The organism is Streptomyces sp. NPDC043176, from assembly GCF_056436715.1.
Genome location: NZ_JBWKCA010000001.1, coordinates 267,380 through 283,900, shown reverse-complemented (window position 1 = coordinate 283,900; position 16,521 = coordinate 267,380). Strand labels below are relative to the sequence as shown.

Sequence of the window (16,521 nt, the reverse complement as noted above, 5' to 3'; positions counted from 1 at the left end):
CAGCGATCCCTCTCGTGGTACGGGCGGCAGGGCCCCGTCACGGTGACGGGGCCCTGCCCGTAGGTCACTTGGTGTTGATGACCTTGTCGATCGCGGTGTCGGCGGCCTTGGCGGCCTCCTCGACGGACTTGCCCTTGGCGATGTCGATGAGCATCGTCTTGAGGATCTGGGCCTTCTCGACCTGGCCCCAGCCCGGAGCGGTCGGGACGAAGTAGCTCGACTCGGCGGCGGTGGCCGCGACGGCGGTGGCCGGGTCGCTCTTCAGCGGGGCGAGGTCGGCCTTGTTGTTGGGCAGGTTGCCCTTGGCGATGAGGCCCTTCTGGCCCTCGGCGCCGGTGAAGGCGGCGATCCACTCGCCGGCGACGCCCTGCGCCTTGGACTTGACCGGGATGGCCAGGTCGGAGCCGCCGAGGAAGACCGGGAGGGGCTTGCCGTTCGGGCCGGGCATCACGAAGTTCTCGAGCTTGTCCTTCAGCCCGCCGACCTTGTCGGACTTCGGGTCGGCGGCGGTGGCGCCCTCCCAGCCGGCGGCGAAGATCGTGGCGGACTTGCCCTGGCCGAAGACGACGGGACGGTCGGACTCGTCCTTCGTCTTGTCGCCGTGCATGTACTTGTCGAGGATGTTCTTGTACTCGGTGAGGCCCTTGACGGACTCGGGCGAGGAGAGGTTCGCCTTCCAGGTCTCGCCGTCCTGCTTGGCGATGGAGCCGCCCGCGTCGAAGACGAAGGACATCGCGGCGTACCAGTCGGGCGACGGCTGGTACCAGGCGCTGAACTTGTCGCCCTTCTTCGCCTGGATGGCGTCGAGGGCGGCGGTCAGCTCGGCCCAGGTCTTCGGGGCGGCCTTGACGCCCGCCTCGGCGGCGACGTCCTTGCGCCAGGTGCCGACGCGGCCACCGGCGTAGTAGGGGACGCCGTAGGTCTTGCCGTTGTAGGTGACCGAGTCCTTGAGGGCGTCGAGCCACTTGTCGGAGTTCGCGAACTTCGACGCGTCGACCTCGGCGAAGGCGCCCTTGGCCATGTAGCTGATCATCTCGGTGTTGCCCATTTCGACAACATCCGGGGCCTTGTCCGTGGCGAGCACCGCGTCGAGCTTGGTGTTCTTGTCCGGCCAGCCGTAGTACTCGTGCTTGATCTTGATGCCCGGGTGCTTCTTGGTCACCGCGTCGTCGGCGGCCTTGACCAGCTCGGGCCAGTTGTTCTGGGCGTCCACCGTCAGCCAGACGGTGAGCTCCTTGGCGTCGCCGCCGGCGTTGTCTCCGGACTTGTCGGAGCCCCCACACGCCGCGATCGAGACCATCATGCCCGCGACGCCGATCGCCGCGATGAGCTTGCGCTTCACGCCACCCTCCTCAGGGATGCCTGCAACCCCTGCCCACCGCGCGAAGACATACGTCGGGTAGTGCTCGTGGGGCTGGGACCTGGTCTTTAATGGTTTAGACCAGTACCCGGAGCTTGGCCTAGACCTTTTGGGGTGTCAAGAGTGTGTAAGACGGGTAGTGGCGTCCGTTATCGGACCGACACCTCGCCTCGGCGCGCCCTCCGGAAGGCGGGTGGGGGACCCTGGAATTGCCCCCACCTCGCGACCTGAATGGCCTAGACCAACGAGGGACTCCTCGGTGTATAAGAGGCAGGGAACGACTCCTCCTCGCCGAACCGGCACATATCGGCAGGAGAAACGGTGAGAGCACACGAAGCGTGCCACCATGTGAGCCGCGACAGACGGAGGAGCCGGTGACGGCAGCAGCACAGGAGTCGGGAAGGCAGGCCATGGCCACGGACGCGGGCGGCACAGAGACAGAGGGCGGGGCAGTCACCCGCACCGCGCGCGTGCCCAAGTACTACCGGCTGAAGCGTCACCTGCTCGACATGACGGAGACCCTCCCGCCCGGCACGCCGGTGCCGCCGGAGCGCACCCTGGCGGCCGAGTTCGACACCTCGCGGACCACCGTGCGCCAGGCCCTCCAGGAGCTGGTGGTCGAGGGGCGCCTGGAGCGCATCCAGGGCAAGGGCACCTTCGTCGCCAAGCCCAAGGTCTCCCAGGCCCTGCAGCTCACCTCGTACACCGAGGACATGCGGGCCCAGGGCCTCGAACCGACCTCGCAGCTCCTCGACATCGGGTACGTCACCGCGGACGACACCCTCGCCGGGCTGCTGGACATCTCCACCGGCGGGCGCGTCCTGCGCATCGAGCGGCTGCGTCTCGCGAGCGGCGAGCCGATGGCCATCGAGACCACCCACCTGTCGGCGAAGCGCTTCCCCGCGTTGCGCCGGTCCCTGGTGAAGTACACGTCCCTCTACACCGCCCTCGCCGAGGTGTACGACGTGCACCTGGCCGAGGCCGAGGAGACCATCGAGACCTCCCTCGCCACCCCGCGCGAGGCCGGGCTGCTCGGCACGGACGTCGGCCTCCCGATGCTGATGCTCTCCCGTCACTCCCTCGACGGCCAGGGCGAGCCGGTCGAGTGGGTGCGCTCGGTCTACCGCGGCGACCGGTACAAGTTCGTCGCCCGCCTCCAGCGCCCCAACGGCTGACCCGCCGGGCCGGAGCCCCGCCCACCGGGGCCCCGGCCGCGGCTGCCGTGCGGGATTCCGAAGAATCAATTCCGTTATGCGGACAGGGGTTCCCTGCGGAGAACGCGTCCCCTAGATTTCCCCACCATCACGAGGTGATCAGCGAGGGGACGGAATCGCCATGTCAGAAGCCGCACAAGGGAAACAACCGGTCATCACCCCCCTGAGGGTGGTCATCGCGCTCTGCCTGGTCGCCCCGTTCGTGGCGATGCTCTGGGTGAGTTCGTACGCGAAGGTCGAACCGCTCTTCGCCGGCATCCCGTTCTTCTACTGGTACCAGATGCTCTGGGTGCTGGTCTCCACCGCGCTCACCATGGTCGCCTACATGCTGTGGCAGCGGGACCAGCGTGCCCGCAAGGGAGGTGACGCGCGATGAAGGACGGCGTGAACGGCGTGGCGCTCGGCGTCTTCGTCTTCTTCTTCCTGGCCGTCACGGTCATGGGCTTCCTGGCCGCGCGCTGGCGCAAGGCCGAGGACGAGCACAGCCTCGACGAATGGGGCCTGGGCGGACGGTCGTTCGGCACCTGGGTGACCTGGTTCCTGCTCGGCGGCGACCTGTACACCGCGTACACCTTCGTCGCCGTCCCGGCGGCCATCTACGCGGCGGGCGCGGCCGGCTTCTTCGCCGTGCCCTACACGATCCTGGTCTACCCGCTGATCTTCACGTTCCTGCCGCGCCTCTGGTCGGTCTCGCACAAGCACGGGTACGTGACCACCTCCGACTTCGTCCGGGGCCGCTTCGGCTCCAAGAGCCTGTCGCTCGCGGTCGCGGTCACCGGAATCCTCGCCACCATGCCGTACATCGCCCTCCAACTCGTCGGCATCCAGGCCGTCCTGGACGTGATGGGCGTAGGCGGCGGCGAGACCACCCACTGGTTCGTCAAGGACCTGCCGCTGCTGCTGGCCTTCGGCGTCCTCGCGGCGTACACGTACTCCTCGGGTCTGCGCGCCCCGGCCCTCATCGCCTTCGTCAAGGACACCCTGATCTACATCGTGATCGCGGTGGCCATCATCTACATCCCGATCAAGCTGGGCGGGTTCGACGAGATCTTCGCGAAGGCCGGCGAGGCGTACGCGCAGACCAACCCGGCGACCGGCAAGCCGCGCGGCGCGCTGGTCCCCGGTGAGGCCGGCCAGTGGACGTACGCGACGCTCGCGCTCGGCTCGGCGCTCGCGCTGTTCATGTACCCGCACTCCATCACGGCGACGCTGTCGTCGAAGAGCCGCGAGGTCATCCGCCGCAACACCACGATCCTGCCGCTGTACTCGCTGATGCTGGGCCTGCTCGCGCTGCTCGGCTTCATGGCGATCGCCGCCGGGATCAAGGTCAAGAACGGTCAGCTCGCCATCCCGCAGCTCTTCGAGACCATGTTCCCGGACTGGTTCGCGGGCGTCGCGTTCGCCGCGATCGGCATCGGCGCGCTCGTCCCGGCCGCCATCATGTCGATCGCCGCGGCCAACCTGTTCACCCGCAACATCTACAAGGACTTCATCAAGCCGGACGCGACCCCGGCCCAGGAGACCAAGGTCTCCAAGCTGGTCTCCCTCCTGGTGAAGGTCGGCGCGCTGGTCTTCGTCCTCACCATGGACAAGACGGTCGCGATCAACTTCCAGCTGCTGGGCGGCATCTGGATCCTGCAGACCTTCCCGGCGCTCGTCGGCGGCCTGTTCACCCGCTGGTTCCACCGCTGGGCGCTGCTCGCCGGCTGGGCCGTCGGCATGGTGTACGGCACGGCCGCCGCGTACGGCGTCGCCAGCCCGACCCAGAAGCACTTCGGCGGCTCCTCCGCCGAGATCCCGGGCATCGGCGAGATCGGCTACATCGGCCTCACCGCCTTCGTCCTCAACGTCCTCGTCACGGTCGTCCTCACCTTCGTCCTCCGGGCCGTCAAGGCCCCCGACGGCGTCGACGAGACCTCGCCCGAGGACTACACGGCGGACGCCGGCGACGCCGGTGTCCGCGAACTCCCCAAGGTCGGCGCCTCGGTGCACTGACCCACGGACGCGCACGTGAAGGGGCCCGGGAGAAATCCCGGGCCCCTTCACGTGCGACGGAGGCAGACTGGGCCCATGGACTTCACGATCAGGGCGGTACGGCCCGAGGAGTACGAAGAGCTCGGCGAGCTCACCGGACTGACCTATCTGAACGACGGGCTGCTGCTGCACGGAGAGGACGACTTCTATCTGGACGTGCTCCGCGACACGGCCCGGCGGGCTCGCGAGAGCGAGGTCCTCGTCGCCGTCGACGCGGAGGGCGGGATCGTCGGCGGGGTGACCTTCGCCCGCGGCGGCACCGCCTGGGCGGACATCGCCGTCGAAGGCGAGGCCGAGTTCCGGATGCTCGTGGTCGCGCCGGCGGCCCGCGGCAGGGGCGTCGGAGAGACACTCGTGCGCGTCTGCGTGGACCGGGCGCGGACCCTGCCGGGGTGCCGGCGGGTGGTGCTCTCCACGGACGCGAAGATGGTCTCCGCGCACCGGATCTACGACCGGCTCGGCTTCCTGCGGACCCCCGAGCGGGACTGGCAGCCGATCCCCGAACACACGCTGCTGACGTACGCGCTGGAGCTTTAGCCCCGCAACCGACACAACATGTGGGGGGTGCCGTCAGCGGCGCCCCCCACATGTATGCTCATCCTCGCTGTCGACGCAGGGGAATCCGGCGCGAATCCGGAACTGTCCCGCAACGGTGTGCTTCATGCGGTTTCGTACGGAGTGAGTCCGAGCACCTGCGGGCAGCGCGCCCGGTCCTTCCGTTCCGGGTGCCACTGACTTCCGGGCCTCGCGGAGTGGGCCGGTGGACACGGCGCGTCCGGCGATACGGGCGCCCCCTCGCCCGCCTTCCCCCGTCGCGGCCCCGGCCGAGCGAGGGAGAGCCCCCACGTGACCATCGCGCCCGCCGATCCGGCTTCGGCCGAGGCTTCCGCGGTCGAGAGCGACGGCCCCGGGACCGTACTGCTGCGGACCCTGACCGACCTCACCGCCGATCTCCCCGACACCGACCCCGGCAAGGTCGCCGCAGCCGCGCTGCGCGGCCGCAGCGCCGCGGCGGACGAGGCGGAGCTGCGCGAGCTGGCCACCGAGGCGGCCGCGGGCCTGATCGCCGAGGACCCGGCGTACTCCCGGCTCGCCGCCCGGCTCCTGACGATCACCATCGCCGACGAGGCGGCGGGCCAGGGCGCGGTCTCCTTCTCCGCCTCCGTCCGGGTCGGTCACCGCGAGGGCCTGATCGCCGACCGCACCGCCGACTTCGTCGCGCTGCACGCCGAGCGGCTCGACGCGACGATCGACCGGGCCGGCGACGACCGCTTCGGCTACTTCGGTCTGCGCACCCTCTACTCGCGCTACCTGCTGCGCCACCCGATCACCCGCAAGGTGATCGAGACGCCGCAGCACTTCATGCTGCGGGTGGCCTGCGGCCTGGCCGAGGACGACAGCGTCCGCGCGCTCGACGAGGTCGGCGCGCTGTACGGGCTGATGAGCCGCCTGGACTACCTGCCGTCCTCCCCCACGCTCTTCAACTCCGGTACCCGTCACCCGCAGATGTCCTCCTGCTACCTGCTCGACTCCCCGCAGGACGAGCTGGACTCCATCTACGACCGCTACCACCAGGTCGCGCGCCTCTCGAAGCACGCCGGCGGCATCGGGCTCTCCTACTCCCGCATCCGCGCCCGCGGTTCGCTGATCCGCGGCACCAACGGGCACTCCAACGGCATCGTGCCGTTCCTGAAGACCCTCGACGCCTCCGTCGCCGCCGTGAACCAGGGCGGCCGCCGCAAGGGCGCGGCCGCCGTCTACCTGGAGACCTGGCACGCGGACATCGAGGAGTTCCTGGAGCTCCGCGACAACACGGGCGAGGACCAGCGCCGTACGCACAACCTGAACCTGGCGCACTGGATCCCGGACGAGTTCATGCGCCGGGTCAACGCGGACGCCGACTGGTCGCTGTTCTCCCCGGCGGACGTGCCCGAGCTCGTCGACCTGTACGGCGAGGAGTTCGACGCCGCCTACCGCGCCGCCGAGGCCAAGGGCCTGGCCCGCAAGACGATGCCGGCCCGCGACCTGTACGGCCGGATGATGCGGACCCTGGCGCAGACCGGCAACGGCTGGATGACCTTCAAGGACGCCTCCAACCGGACGGCCAACCAGACCGCCGAGCCGGGCACGGTCGTCCACTCCTCGAACCTGTGCACCGAGATCATCGAGGTCACGAACGACGGCGAGACGGCCGTCTGCAACCTCGGCTCGGTGAACCTCGGTTCGTTCGTGGCCGGGGGCGACATCGACTGGGAGCGGCTCGACGCGACCGTCCGCACGGCCGTCACCTTCCTCGACCGGGTCGTCGACATCAACTTCTACCCGACCGAGCAGGCCGGGCGTTCCAACGCCCGCTGGCGTCCGGTCGGCCTGGGCGCGATGGGCCTCCAGGACGTCTTCTTCAAGCTGCGGATGCCGTTCGACTCCGCCGAGGCGCGCGCGCTGTCCACCCGGATCGCCGAGCGGATCATGCTGGCCGCGTACGAGGCCTCCGCGGACCTCGCCGAGCGCAGCGGCCCGCTCCCCGCCTGGGAGCAGACCCGCACGGCCCGCGGTGTGCTGCACCCGGACCACTACGACGTCGAGCTCAACTGGCCCGAGCGCTGGGCCGCGCTGCGCGAGCGGATCGCCGCCGTCGGCATGCGCAACAGCCTGCTCCTCGCGATCGCTCCGACCGCGACCATCGCCTCGATCGCGGGCGTGTACGAGTGCATCGAGCCGCAGGTCTCGAACCTCTTCAAGCGCGAGACGCTGTCCGGCGAGTTCCTCCAGGTCAACTCGTACCTGGTCGACGAGCTGAAGAAGCTCGGCGTGTGGGACGCCCAGACCCGGGACGCGCTCCGCGACGCCAGCGGTTCGGTCGCCGGCTTCACCTGGATCCCGGCCGAGGTGCGCGAGCTGTACCGCACGGCGTGGGAGATCCCGCAGCGCGGTCTGATCGACATGGCCGCCGCGCGCACCCCGTTCCTCGACCAGTCGCAGTCGCTGAACCTGTTCCTGGAGACGCCGACGATCGGCAAGCTGTCGTCGATGTACGCGTACGCCTGGAAGCAGGGGCTGAAGACGACGTACTACCTGCGTTCGCGCCCGGCGACCCGGATCGCCCGCGCCGCCCAGGCGTCGACGGCGGCCGCCGCCCCCATCCCCGTCCAGCAGGCGGTCTCCGACGCGGACGCCCTCGCCTGCTCCCTGGAAAACCCCGAGTCCTGCGAGGCCTGCCAGTAATGAGCACCACCGACAAGAACCTGCTCGACCCTGGCTTCGAGCTGACCCTCCGTCCGATGCGGTACCCGGACTTCTACGAGCGGTACCGGGACGCGATCAAGAACACCTGGACGGTGGAGGAGGTCGACCTGCACTCCGACGTCGCCGACCTCGCCAAGCTGACCCCGGCCGAGCAGCACATGATCGGCCGCCTGGTCGCGTTCTTCGCGACGGGCGACTCGATCGTCTCGAACAACCTGGTGCTGACGCTCTACAAGCACATCAACTCCCCGGAGGCGCGCCTGTACCTGTCGCGCCAGCTGTTCGAGGAGGCCGTGCACGTCCAGTTCTACCTGACGCTGCTCGACACCTACCTGCCCGACCCGGACGACCGCGCCGCCGCGTTCGACGCGGTCGAGGAGATCCCCTCCATCCGCGAGAAGGCCCAGTTCTGCTTCAAGTGGATGGACTCGGTCGAGAAGATCGAGCGCCTGGAGACGGCCGCCGACCGGCGCCGCTTCCTGCTGAACCTGATCTGCTTCGCGGCGTGCATCGAGGGCCTGTTCTTCTACGGCGCCTTCGCGTACGTGTACTGGTTCCGGTCCCGCGGTCTGCTGCACGGCCTGGCCACCGGCACCAACTGGGTCTTCCGCGACGAGACGATGCACATGAACTTCGCCTTCGAGGTCGTGGACACCGTCCGCAAGGAGGAGCCGGCGCTCTTCGACGACGAGCTCCGGCAGCAGGTCACCGACATGCTGAAGGAGGCCGTCGAGGCGGAGCTCCAGTTCGGCCGTGACCTGTGCGGCGACGGCCTGCCGGGCATGAACACCGAGTCGATGCGCGAGTACCTCCAGTGCGTCGCCGACCAGCGCCTCCAGCGCCTCGGCTTCCCCCCGGTGTACGGCTCCGAGAACCCGTTCGCGTTCATGGAGCTCCAAGGCGTCCAGGAACTCACCAACTTCTTCGAACGCCGCCCGTCCGCCTACCAGGTCGCCGTCGAGGGCTCGGTGGACCTGGACGAGGACTTCTGAGGCTCCGCGTCCTCGCGCGGGGAATGGGTCGCCCACCCGGGTCGTTACCTGGAATGATCAAGCCCGACCGGCGGCCGCCCCGCGGTCGTCCGGGCGGACCGTACAGCGACACGACCTGAACCCTGGGGGGAATCATGTCCCGCACCATCCGCACGCTCGCGGCCCTCGCACTCTCCGCACTGCTCGCCGGAGGGGTGGCCGCGGCCGTCTCGGCCGGCGACGACCGGCAGACCGTCGCCGGCGACATGGGATGGCAGAGCGCTCCCGTCGACTCCGTCGTCAACGGACCGGACATGGGCTGGCAGTAGTCCCGACGCCGAAGGGCCCCGCACTCGACCGGTGCGGGGCCCTTCGGCGTCGGTGTGCGCGATCAGGCGTTGGGGACCGTCTCGTAGCGCGGGGTGCCCTCTTCCATCTGGCGCAGGGCGTCCTTGCGGTCGCGCTTGGAGAGGCGGTCGATGTACAGGTAGCCGTGCAGGTGGTCCGTCTCGTGCTGGAGGCAGCGGGCGAAGTAGCCGGTGCCGCGCACCTTGATCGGGTTGCCCTGGGCGTCCTGGCCGTGGACCTCGGCGTAGTCGGGGCGGGCCAGCTCGGCGTAGGCGGTCGGCACGGACAGGCAGCCCTCGTTGGACTCGTCCAGGACCCGCAGCTCGGCCGGGAGCTCCTGGAGGACCGGGTTGACCACGACACCGGTGTGCCGGACGCCCTCGTCGTCGGGGCAGTCGTAGACGAACACCTTGAGGTCCACGCCGATCTGGTTCGCGGCCAGGCCCACGCCCTCGGCGGCCTTCTGGCTGGCGAACATGTCGTCGATCAGTTGCGCGAGCTCGTCGTCGAACTCGGTGACGTCCTTGCACTCCTTGTGGAGCACGGGGTTGCCGACGACCGTGATCGGGCGGGCCGTGCCGCGCTCGCGGTAGGCGAGCTCGCGCGCCTCGCAGTCCTCCGTGTCCACGACGAAGCCGTCGTTGATCTGCGTCTGCTCGTCCGTCTCCTGCTGCGCCATGTCCGGCCGCGCCCTTCTGAAAACCCGATTCCGTCGGAGGACAGCCTACGGGCCCTGGGCCGTGGCCTCAGCAGACCTCTTCGAGATCACGCCACTCGCGGCTGTCGGGGCTGTCCGCCACCCAGCCGTCGAGGAGCCCGCGGACCAGGCCCGCCGGGGCCGCGATGCCGCATTCGCGCTCCGGCACCCACAGCTCGCCGGGCGAGCGGTGACCGAGCGGTCCGGGGTGCCCCGGTTCGCTGTGGTCGTGCGGGTCGGAGTGCTCGCCCTCGCCCTCGGCGCTCGGCATGGTCGACTCGGAGCAGGCGCGGCAGAGCAGCCGCACGGACGAGGACCAGTCCTCGGCGGCGAAGCCCGCCTCGGCGGCCAGCTGCTCCAGGGCGTCCCGGTCGGCCTCGGTGGCTGCCTCCAGGAGGACAACCCAGGTGGGGACCGGGGACGGCGCCCACAGCTCGATCTCGTCGAAGACGGGGTAGGAGGGGCCGGCGGTGGTGGTCCGCTCGCCGTTCGGCACGCCGTCGTGGAGGACGACCTCGCCCCAGCGGCGCCCGGAGGACGGCAGCGGGATGGAGAGGACCTCGATCCGGGCCGGGTCGAGCCGGCGGCCCCACACGACCTCCGCCTCGCCCTCGGGCGAGAGCCGGACGGCGGCGCTGCCCAGCTCCATGCCGGCGGGCTCGCCGGTGCCGGCGGCCGCGCCCGGCACCTTGAGGCCGTAGGCCTGCCAGGCGCGGCGGGCCAGCGGCCAGTCCTGGAGCGCGGTGGCGGCGATGCCGACGTTCCACCAGTCGGGGGCGCCGGTCTCCTTGTCGAGCAGCGCGACCGCGCGCAGGCCGGCGGCCCTCGCCTGCTCCCAGTCGTGCCGGAACTTGTGCAGCAGCGCCAGGTTGAACCAGGACTCGGAGAGCCAGGGCTCCAGATCCGCCGCGCGCGTCAGGAGAGCGCCCGCGTCCTCGTACCGGCCGTCGCCGATCAGCGTGAACGCGCGGTCGGTGGCCTGCCGCCACGAGGCGGAGGGCCGATGCCGTACCTTCCCGAAGATCTTCACGATTCCCGCCTGCCGGTCGCTTCACCCTCTTGTTCGCATCCAACCATGCCCGGTCGGACGCGCGCTCATTACCCATGGGTTACCCCGGGGGGACGGAGGTCACCCCAGCGGCTCCGCCCCGCGCCAGGACCCTGGCCAGGCATTCGACGACATCCGGGTGATAGTCGCGGGCGGTGCCGAGCCTGAGGCGTTCGATCGCGCCCAGGGCCGCGCCCGCCCCGTCGCCCGCGAGGTCGTCGTACGCGTTCACCGCGCGGACGATGCGGGCGGACACGGGCTGCTCGCGGTACGGGTCGGCCTGCCGCTCGACGATCACGGCGACGGAGGCGGCGGCGCCGGTCCTCCTGACCACCTCGCCGCCCAGGAGGGCGATCCGGCGCTGTTCCTCGGCGGGCAGCAGGGCGGTGGCCCCGCCGGCGACCGGGTCGACGAGGGAGAGCTGTCCGATGTCGTGCATGAGCGCCGCGTGTTCGAGGACGGTCAGCTCGGGCCCGGAGAGGCCCAGCTCGCGCCCGACGGCGGTGCTGAGGGCGGCCACCCGGCGGGCGTGCCCGGGCGGGGTGCAGCCGGCGATCTCGGTGGCCCGGGCGAGGGAGGCGATGGTCTGCCGGTTGACGGTCCGCACGGCGGCGTACCGCCGGTAGGAGACCTGGGTGAGCAGCAGGGGCACGGCGAGCACGGGCAGGGCCCACAGTCCGGCGGCGGCCACGCCGAGCGCCATGACGGTGCCGGTCGCGCAGACCGCGGAGCCGATGCCGAGGAGGGCGCGCAGTTCGTCGCGGAGGAGGGGGCCGTACGGGAATCCGGTGCGGGCGCGGAGCACGAGGGCGGCGAGCACGGCGTCGCACAGGGCGGTGAGGACGAGCAGGAGGGCCAGGAAGAGGGCGTACCAGGGGCCCTGGCCGAGGTGCGCGACGACGGCCCCGGAGTTGTAGAGGGGCTGGAAGCAGAGGGCGGCGAAGCCGACGGTGAGGACGCGGCGGGCGAGGTGGTCGAGGCCGGGGTCGTGGCCGCGGGCGAGGTGGGGGACGAGTCCGGCGAGGCCGGCGGCGACGACGACGGCGGTGATCTGGAGGACGCCGTGGGTGGTGGCGGTGCCGGCGCTCTGCCCGAGCAGGGCGTACGCGAGGGCTCCGGCGGCGGCGAGCGGCGCGGGCTCCCGCTCCCCGGTCCCCTCGGCCGCCGGGGTCGTCCCGGTGCCGGGGGCGCCCCAGCGGGCGAGCTCGCCGAGGACGATGAGGGCGCCGAAGGCCAGGGCGTTGCCGGGTTCGTCGACGCCGTGCCAGAGGGTGGAGGCCAGGCCGGTGAGGCCCAGCAGCAGCGCGGCGCCGTACACCGCCCCGACGGTGCGGGCCCCGGGCCTCACGCGCGCTCCCTCGGGCGGGCGGCGGTGGGGGCGTCCGCCCCGCGGGGCGGCGGCACCCGGTCCGGCTGCGGGGTCTCGTCGGCGGTGACGGCGGGCTGCCAGCCGTGCCGGTCGAGGGCGCGGACGAGGGCGGTGACCATCCGGGGGTCGAACTGGGTGCCGGCGCACCGCAGCAGTTCGGCGACGGCGGTCGGCACGGGGCGGGCCCGGCTGTAGGAGCGGGTGGAGGTCATGGCGTCGAAGGCGTCGGCGACGGCGACCACCCGGGCGAATTCCGGAATCTGCTCGCCGTGCAGGCCGTACGGGTAACCGCTGCCGTCCATGCGCTCGTGGTGGTGGAGGATCGCGGCGCGCGCCTCGCCGAGGAAGCCGATGCCGCGGACCATCTCGTGCCCGTACTCCGGGTGGAGTTCGATGACCCGCCGCTCCTCGGGGGTGAGGGGCCCGTCCTTGCGGAGGACCCGGGTGGGCACGCCCAGCTTGCCCACGTCGTGCAGGATGCCGGCGAAGCGGACGACGTCCAGCCGGTCCTCGGCCAGGCCGAGTTCACGGGCGATCAGGACGGAGGCGTGGCCGACCCGTTCGCTGTGGCCCCGGGTGTACCGGTCCTTGATGTCGACGGCGTGCACGAGGGCGCGGATGGTGGCCTGGTGGGCGGCCCGCTCGCGGTGGTACTGGGCGAAGACCCAGCAGGAGATGTACATCGGGAGCAGCACGAAGAGGGCGGCGACCGGGCCGTACGTGCTGCGCCAGAGGACGGCCATCATCAGTCCGGCGAGTCCGTGCACGGTGTGCGGGGCGACGGCCCGGCCGAGGAGGCCGCGCCAGGCGGCCCGGAGGGGCAGTCCGTCGGCCGTCGCCCGGATGCCGCCGTCGAGGGCGGTGAGGACCAGGCAGAAGGCGAGCGCGGCCGCGCCGGCGGGCAGCAGCGCGTACGGCAGGTCGGGGGCGGCGGGGCCGTGTCCGAGGGCGGCGGGGCCGCCGAGGGCGCCGGCGGTGACGGCGGCGGCCCAGACGGCGAGGGCGGTGGCGGCGGCCCGCCAGGCGCGGCGCGGGGCGGCGGGGGGTTCGTCGACGCGGGCGAGGAGGCTGCCGGGCAGCGCGGTGAGCGCCGCGGCGGCCGGCGGGAGGAGGAGCGCGGCGGTGAGGAGGACGGGGAAGAAGGAGCCGGCGCCCATGGGGACGGAGCGGCCGAAGGCGCGGCCGAGGAGCGGGCAGCGGGCGGGCAGCTCGCAGAGCGCGTACAGGGCGGCGAGGAGGGCGACGGTGCCCCAGGGGACGGCCGTGCCGGGGCGCAGCGCGGGCAGGACGGACGCCCCGGCTCCGAGCAGGGCGCAGCCGATGTACACGCGGGCCGCTCGCGGAATGACCTTCACGCCCATCACGCCCGTCACGCTAGCGAGTCGGGCGGGCCCGGACGGCCGGGTGCGGGTGATTCGCACCATCGGGTGATACAAGCTGATATATGCGTGAGGCCGCCGCGAGCACGTCGCGGCGGCCTGCGTTCCCGGTGCGGGAGGGGTGCTACTCCTGCGGGGCGGGCGTCGCCGGTGCGCTCGCCGTGATGTCGATGTCCTGCTCGGGCACCAGGTGCCCGGCGCGGATCAGGTCGATCCGGCCCATGACCTTGGCGCGCAGGTCGGTGGGGACGTCGTCACTGCCGCAGCAGCGCTTGACGAGCTTCTTCACCGCCTGCTCCAGGCCGTACTTCTCCAGGCACGGGGAGCACTCCTCGAAGTGCACCTCGAACTTGGTGCAGTCGCTGTCGGGCATCTCGTGGTCGAGGAACTCGTAGAGATGATCCAGGACCTCTGAGCAATCCGTCTCGTGCGGCTCTCCGCAGCTCATGAGCCCGAGCCTTTCAGATCGTTCGACGACTCTCCGGCGCCCGCGGGAACGAGCCCGCGTTCGCGGGCGTAGTCCTCGAGCATGCCGCGCAGCTGGCGGCGGCCCCGGTGCAGTCGGGACATCACCGTACCGATGGGTGTCCCCATGATGTCCGCGATCTCCTTGTACGCAAACCCCTCGACATCGGCGAGATAGACGGCGATGCGGAACTCCTCGGGAATCGCCTGGAGCGCTTCCTTCACGTCGGAGTCGGGCAGGTGGTCGAGGGCCTGCGACTCGGCGGAGCGGAGACCGGTCGACATGTGCGACTCGGCGCGCGCGAGCTGCCAGTCCTCGATCTCCTCGGCGGCGCTGCGCTGGGGCTCACGCTGCTTCTTGCGGTACGAGTTGATGAAGGTGTTCGTGAGGATCCGGTACAGCCACGCCTTGAGGTTCGTGCCCTCGCGGAACTGGTGGAAGGATCCGTACGCCTTGGCGTAGGTCTCCTGCACCAGGTCCTCCGCGTCCGCGGGGTTGCGCGTCATGCGCAGCGCGGCCGAGTACATCTGGTCGAGGTATCCGAGGGCGTCCCGCTCGAAGCGCGCGTTGCGCTCCGCGGTCGTCTCCTCGGGGCCTTCGTCGGTCCCTGTGTCGGTCCCAGTGACCGGACCCACCTCCTCCAGCGCGGCGGCGAGCCCGAGGGCGGACCCGCTCGTTTCGGAGGATAGACGAGGAAGCACTCCGCCCGCCGCCCGAATCCGGGCGGCCTTGGGCGCGGGCAGCACTGTCCAGTCGAGGTCAGCGGCCTGCGCGCGCTGCGGGCAGATGGTCGAACCCATGCGACGGACTCCCTCTTCCTTGCTCTCACACCGACGCACCGAACAACAGCGGTCCCCCGCTCGTCATTCCCGCTTCCGGGCGGCGCGTCAGCGGAGTCCGTCGATCCACTCGGCGACCCCGCCCACGAGGAGACCGAGCGCCTCGTCCTGGCCGAGCGGGGCCCGCTTGGGCAGGGCGAAGGCGTGGTCCCCGTACGGGATCTCGACCAGCTCGTACGGGCCTTCCGGGTACTCCTCGGGCCGCCCGAAGGGGTCGTTGCCGCCCTGGACGACGAGGGTGGGAAGGCCGGTGCCGAGGAGCTCGTCGGCACGGGACCGCTCCGGCCTGCCGGGCGGGTGCAGCGGGAAGCTCAGCGCGAGGACGGCCCGGGCGCCCAGCTCCCGGCCGGTGCGGCAGGCGACCCGGGCGCCGGCGCTGCGGCCGCCCGCGATCACGGGGAGGCCGGGGCCGGCGAGGACGGGCCACAGGCCGCGCCAGCCGGTGTCGAGGGTCTTCGGCGCGGGGGCGACCTTCCTGCCGGCGACCCGCCACGGCTGTTCGACGAGGGCGACGGTCACGCCGAGCGCGGGCAGCGCGCCGGCCAGCGCCTGGAGGTCGCGGGCCCCGACGCCGCCGCCGGCGCCGTGGCCGAGGGCGAGGACCGCCCAGGGCTCCGTCCCCTCGTGCCAGGTGACGCGGGCCTCGCCGGCGTCGGTGGCAACGGTCTCGTACTGCGTCACGTCCTTGGTCACGCCCCCATCCTGCCGCCCGGGGCGTCCCGGAGTGCGTTCAGAACAGCGTGCCGACCTCCGGGCCCGCCAGTTCCGCGAGCAGTTCGGCGCCGTTGTTGCGGACGTTGCTGACGGCCGTGGCGACCGGGTAGGCCCGCATCAGGCCCTCCGGCGGGGCGGCGAGCAGGCCCCGCAGCTCCCCCGGGTCCGTGCGCGACGGGTCGAGCCAGGCGTCCCAGCGCTCCGGCGTGAGCATCAGCGGCATCCGGGGGTGGATGTCGTGGAGCGAGCGGGGCCCCTCGGCCGGGGCGACGCCCAGCGGTCCGGTCTCGGCCTCGGTGGTGATCACCGAGCAGGTCACCCACCAGGCGGCCGGGTGCTCGGGGGGCAGCGTGGCGTCCCGCCAGAACTCGTAGAGCCCGGCCATCGCGAAGACCGAGCCGTCGGCCGGCGTCACGAAGTACGGCTGCTTGCGCGGCCGCTTCCTCTTGCCCTCGACCTCCAGGTCCCGCTCCGCCTCGCCGGTCACCCACTCGTAGTAGCCGTCGGCGGGCAGGACGCACCGGCGGGAGACGAAGGCGCGCTTGAAGGAGGGCTTCTCGTGCACGGTCTCCGCCCGCGCGTTGATCATCCGGGCCGCGCCCTCCGGGGACTTCGCCCAGGACGGTACGAGTCCCCACCTCAGCGCGCGCAGCTGGCGAACCGGACGCGGGGATACGGCGTCCTTCACAGGACGCTCGAGAACCGCCCAGACCTGCTTGGTGGGTGCCACGTTCCAGTCGGGGGCCAGGGTCTCCTCCGGCTCCCACTTCTCCACCCCGAAGGCCTCGACGAGGTCCTCGGGACGCCGACTCGCTGCAAACCGTCCGCACATGCGT

The 16,521-nt window shown here is 71.5% G+C and carries 16 protein-coding genes and 1 riboswitch; of the genes, 7 read left to right on the top strand and 9 right to left on the bottom strand.

Annotated elements, in window-relative coordinates:
* Positions 1–64 precede the first annotated feature (64 nt).
* Positions 65–1,342, bottom strand: coding sequence for an extracellular solute-binding protein (locus tag AC067A_RS01300; protein WP_478612847.1), 1,278 nt, complete (start codon positions 1,340–1,342; stop codon positions 65–67).
* Positions 1,343–1,770: 428 nt separating this feature from the next.
* Here AC067A_RS01300 and AC067A_RS01295 point away from each other — a divergent pair, with 428 nt between their 5' ends.
* From AC067A_RS01295 to AC067A_RS01265, 7 genes are all read left to right on the top strand, one after another.
* Positions 1,771–2,535 carry a GntR family transcriptional regulator gene (locus AC067A_RS01295; protein ID WP_033201233.1) on the top strand — a complete coding sequence of 255 codons (765 nt, stop codon included), beginning with the start codon at positions 1,771–1,773 and terminating at the stop codon, positions 2,533–2,535.
* 160 nt (positions 2,536–2,695) lie between these two features.
* Positions 2,696–2,950, top strand: a complete 255-nt coding sequence (locus AC067A_RS01290; protein WP_478612844.1) for a DUF3311 domain-containing protein — start codon at positions 2,696–2,698, stop codon at positions 2,948–2,950.
* A complete protein-coding gene (gene mctP, locus AC067A_RS01285; protein ID WP_478612841.1) occupies positions 2,947–4,569 on the top strand; it encodes a monocarboxylate uptake permease MctP in 1,623 nt (540 codons plus the stop codon). Before AC067A_RS01290 ends, mctP begins: the two co-directional genes overlap by 4 nt.
* Positions 4,570–4,644: 75 nt before the next feature.
* Positions 4,645–5,145, top strand: coding sequence for a GNAT family N-acetyltransferase (locus tag AC067A_RS01280; protein WP_478612839.1), 501 nt, complete (start codon positions 4,645–4,647; stop codon positions 5,143–5,145).
* Positions 5,146–5,178: 33 nt separating this feature from the next.
* Positions 5,179–5,322, top strand: a riboswitch (cobalamin riboswitch).
* A 132-nt stretch (positions 5,323–5,454) separates the two neighbouring features.
* Positions 5,455–7,833: a ribonucleoside-diphosphate reductase subunit alpha gene (locus AC067A_RS01275; protein WP_478612836.1), complete on the top strand. Its 2,379-nt coding sequence runs from the start codon at positions 5,455–5,457 to the stop codon at positions 7,831–7,833.
* The gene (locus tag AC067A_RS01270; RefSeq protein WP_478612833.1) at positions 7,833–8,846 is read left to right on the top strand and encodes a ribonucleotide-diphosphate reductase subunit beta; all 1,014 of its coding nucleotides are present in this window, start codon (positions 7,833–7,835) and stop codon (positions 8,844–8,846) included. Before AC067A_RS01275 ends, AC067A_RS01270 begins: the two co-directional genes overlap by 1 nt.
* A 134-nt stretch (positions 8,847–8,980) precedes the next feature.
* A complete protein-coding gene (locus tag AC067A_RS01265) occupies positions 8,981–9,154 on the top strand; it encodes a hypothetical protein (RefSeq protein WP_478612830.1) in 174 nt (57 codons plus the stop codon).
* A 62-nt stretch (positions 9,155–9,216) separates the two neighbouring features.
* On the opposite strand, the gene def is transcribed toward AC067A_RS01265, so the two are convergent.
* The 8 genes from def to AC067A_RS01225 all read right to left on the bottom strand — a co-directional run bounded on the left by def (position 9,217) and on the right by AC067A_RS01225 (position 16,517).
* Complete coding sequence (gene def / locus AC067A_RS01260) at positions 9,217–9,852, bottom strand: peptide deformylase (protein WP_478612828.1); 636 nt, start codon at positions 9,850–9,852, stop codon at positions 9,217–9,219.
* 67 nt (positions 9,853–9,919) lie between these two features.
* The gene (locus AC067A_RS01255; protein ID WP_017236276.1) at positions 9,920–10,900 is read right to left on the bottom strand and encodes a tetratricopeptide repeat protein; all 981 of its coding nucleotides are present in this window, start codon (positions 10,898–10,900) and stop codon (positions 9,920–9,922) included.
* Between the two features lie 79 nt (positions 10,901–10,979).
* Positions 10,980–12,266 carry an HD-GYP domain-containing protein gene (locus AC067A_RS01250; RefSeq protein WP_478612823.1) on the bottom strand — a complete coding sequence of 429 codons (1,287 nt, stop codon included), beginning with the start codon at positions 12,264–12,266 and terminating at the stop codon, positions 10,980–10,982.
* On the bottom strand, positions 12,263–13,648 hold the full coding sequence (locus AC067A_RS01245) for an HD-GYP domain-containing protein (protein ID WP_478613489.1): 1,386 nt from the start codon (positions 13,646–13,648) through the stop codon (positions 12,263–12,265). The genes AC067A_RS01250 and AC067A_RS01245 overlap by 4 nt, the downstream gene beginning before the upstream one ends.
* Before the next feature lie 142 nt (positions 13,649–13,790).
* Complete coding sequence (gene rsrA, locus AC067A_RS01240) at positions 13,791–14,114, bottom strand: mycothiol system anti-sigma-R factor (RefSeq protein ID WP_478612821.1); 324 nt, start codon at positions 14,112–14,114, stop codon at positions 13,791–13,793.
* Complete coding sequence (locus AC067A_RS01235; protein WP_478613486.1) at positions 14,111–14,767, bottom strand: sigma-70 family RNA polymerase sigma factor; 657 nt, start codon at positions 14,765–14,767, stop codon at positions 14,111–14,113. Before AC067A_RS01235 ends, rsrA begins: the two co-directional genes overlap by 4 nt.
* Before the next feature lie 252 nt (positions 14,768–15,019).
* Positions 15,020–15,664, bottom strand: a complete 645-nt coding sequence (locus AC067A_RS01230) for an alpha/beta hydrolase family protein (RefSeq protein ID WP_478612818.1) — start codon at positions 15,662–15,664, stop codon at positions 15,020–15,022.
* Between the two features lie 37 nt (positions 15,665–15,701).
* Positions 15,702–16,517, bottom strand: a complete 816-nt coding sequence (locus tag AC067A_RS01225; RefSeq protein ID WP_478612815.1) for an SOS response-associated peptidase — start codon at positions 16,515–16,517, stop codon at positions 15,702–15,704.
* Positions 16,518–16,521: the final 4 nt, after the last annotated feature.